Source organism: Gemmobacter sp. (assembly GCF_016792925.1).
Lineage (GTDB): Bacteria > Pseudomonadota > Alphaproteobacteria > Rhodobacterales > Rhodobacteraceae > Gemmobacter.
On record NZ_JAEULU010000199.1, the window covers coordinates 1 to 2,519 of the forward strand.

3 protein-coding genes are annotated in these 2,519 nt (G+C 63.2%); 2 read left to right on the top strand and 1 reads right to left on the bottom strand.

The genetic code is table 11. The features are described 5' to 3' along the window. Nucleotides 1–134: 134 nt before the first annotated feature. The gene (locus JNN06_RS09360) at nucleotides 135–1,073 is read right to left on the bottom strand and encodes a thymidylate synthase (protein ID WP_291239322.1); all 939 of its coding nucleotides are present in this window, start codon (nucleotides 1,071–1,073) and stop codon (nucleotides 135–137) included. Between the two features lie 220 nt (nucleotides 1,074–1,293). Between JNN06_RS09360 and thyX the strand changes: the two genes are divergently transcribed. Next, nucleotides 1,294–2,199, top strand: coding sequence for an FAD-dependent thymidylate synthase (thyX, locus tag JNN06_RS09365; RefSeq protein ID WP_291239323.1), 906 nt, complete (start codon nucleotides 1,294–1,296; stop codon nucleotides 2,197–2,199). 95 nt (nucleotides 2,200–2,294) lie between these two features. Further along, nucleotides 2,295–2,519 (top strand): DUF2177 family protein (locus JNN06_RS09370; protein WP_291239324.1); only part of this gene is annotated, 225 nt, incomplete at its 3' end.

The following is a 2,519-nucleotide window of genomic DNA, read 5'->3' on the forward strand; positions in this document are numbered from 1 at the left end:
CGCGCATCCGACAGGCTGATCGCCACATCGCGGGCCCCGGCGGCGAAGGGCAGAGCCAGCAGACAGCACAACGCCACCCGGAACCTGACCGGGTGGCGCTTGCGCTGTTCATGCCCGGCACGCGGCATCGCAGATCAGTCCTGCGGGTCCACTTGATCGCAGATCGACTGTGCGGCGCCGGTCTGGCCGCATTGGGTCAGCACGAAAACGCCATGTTCCTGTTCCAGATCAATGTCATCGTCGAAGGCGGTCAGATGCACCAGACCGGCCACGCTGGAGGAATTGCTGCCGCCAAACACGCCGCCATAGCTGCCTTCGATCGTCTCGGCATCGCTGTGAATGGCCGAAACCTCGCCCTCGAAGGTGCCGTCTTCGGTGATGCCGGTGCCGCGCAGGAAAACGGTATCCAAAGCTGCCCCTCCCACCACACGACGGTTGATGATGGCGCCATTCACCTCGTTATCGACGAAATCGGCATTCAGCACGATCTCGCCCCGCACCCGGCGCGGCTGGCTTGGCAGGATGGTCGGATCGGTGCCCGGCACCGGCTCCAGCACATCCGGGTTGCCGGGTTCGTCGATGTTCTGCACCCCGGCATAGCGCCCGGCATAGGTCACAAGACCGGTGCCATCCTTGGTCTCCGAGGCGCTTGGCGGATCGAAATTGCCGTCCCGTTCGTAATGGCCGCCGCCGCGATATTCGCCGAACTGGCCGCCATCGGCCACGGTCACCGCCCGGGTCTTGCCATCGGCGCTTTCCGCGGCCAGGGCCACGAACATGCGGTCCAGCGGGTCTTCCTGCATCTTGTAGGCCCTGTAGCCCTTCACATCCAGGTTCTCGGCCCGCTCATAGGTGGCCAGAACCGGATTGGAGCTGTCCAGCGCGATGGTAAGCTGCAACCTGTCCTTGTCCGGGTCGTATTTGGCGCCCTTCACATTGACCGCCACGCTTTCCGGCACGGTAATGGTGCCATCGCCGCCATCGCCGTCGCCATCGCCACCCGGATCGGGCATCGGGTTGCCACCGCATGCGGCCAACAGCAGCAAGGCTGCAATCGTAACTTTCGGGTTCATGCCTTTGGTCCGCTCTGTGTTTTGTATATTTTGCACAAATTTCCGGTTTCACGGCGCATAAGTCAACGCAGCGCTTGCACTTTTCGCGCGACCAGTGGCAAGCCTGCCGCGCGCCCCGCATCTGGTTTTGCCCCTGTGCAGCCCACCCAAGATATAGAGGCCGCATTTCCAGATCGCCTGTGGCCCGCTATAGTCACCGCGATTCTTTAAGGATGTGCCCATGCCGCTGACCCCTGACCAGATTGCCGAGATCGAAGCCCTGCGGGCAACGCCCCGCCCCACGCTGCGCGCCGTGTCCGAAGGGGCAGAGGCGCATCTTTACAAGGCGCATGAGGTGCTGGATCACGGCTTCATCCGGGTGATCGACTATATGGGCAATGATGCCGCCATCGTGCAGGCGGCGCGGGTCAGCTATGGCGCGGGCACCAAGAAGGTGAATGATGACAGCGGCCTGATCCGCTATCTGATGCGGCACTGGCACTCGACCCCCTTCGAGATGTGCGAGCTGAAACTGCATGTGAAGCTGCCGATTTTCGTGGCGCGGCAATGGATCCGCCATCGCACCGCCAATGTGAACGAATATTCCGCCCGCTATTCGATCATGGACCGCGAATTCTATATCCCCCGGCCCGAGCATCTGGCGGCGCAAAGCACGGTGAACAATCAGGGCCGGGGCGCGGTGCTGGAAGGGGCCGAGGCCGCGCGGGTGCTGGAAATCCTGAAATCCGACGCCTCGCGCAGCTTTGACCATTACGAGGAGATGCTGAGCCAGGACGGCCAGCAGGGCCTCGCGCGGGAACTCGCCCGGATGAACCTGCCCGCCAATACCTATACGCAATGGTATTGGAAGGTGGATCTGCACAACCTGTTCCACTTCCTGCGCCTGCGCGCCGATGCCCATGCGCAATATGAAATCCGCGTCTATGCCGAGGCGATTGCCAAAGTGGTGGCCGATTGGGTGCCGGTGGCCTTTGGCGCCTTCGAGGATTACCGCATGGGCGGCGTTGCCCTGTCGGGCAAGGCGGTGGCCGTGCTGAAGCGCCGCCTTGCGGGCGAGACGGTGGGGCAGGAGGACAGCGGCATGAGCAAAGGTGAATGGCGCGAGTTTACCGAGGTCTGGGGCTGACCGCCCGCCGGGCACGCACCCCGCGTCTGCAAGGTGCGTGCCCGACCTTTCCTTGACAGCCGGTCGCCCTATCTTCTGATGAAAGGAGACCCGCCATGCCCGTCCTCACGCTTTATTTCGCCACGCTCATCCCGTTCCTCGTGCTGGATGCGATCATGCTGCGCTTTGTCATGCAGCCGCTTTTTGCCAAACATATCGGGCCTTTGCTGGCCGATCCGATCCGCTGGGTGCCGGCGGCGGGCTTCTATGCCGCCTATATTGCCGGGCTGGTCTGGCTGATCAGCTGGCCCGCGCTGAAGGCGGGGGGCGGGGTCTGGCTT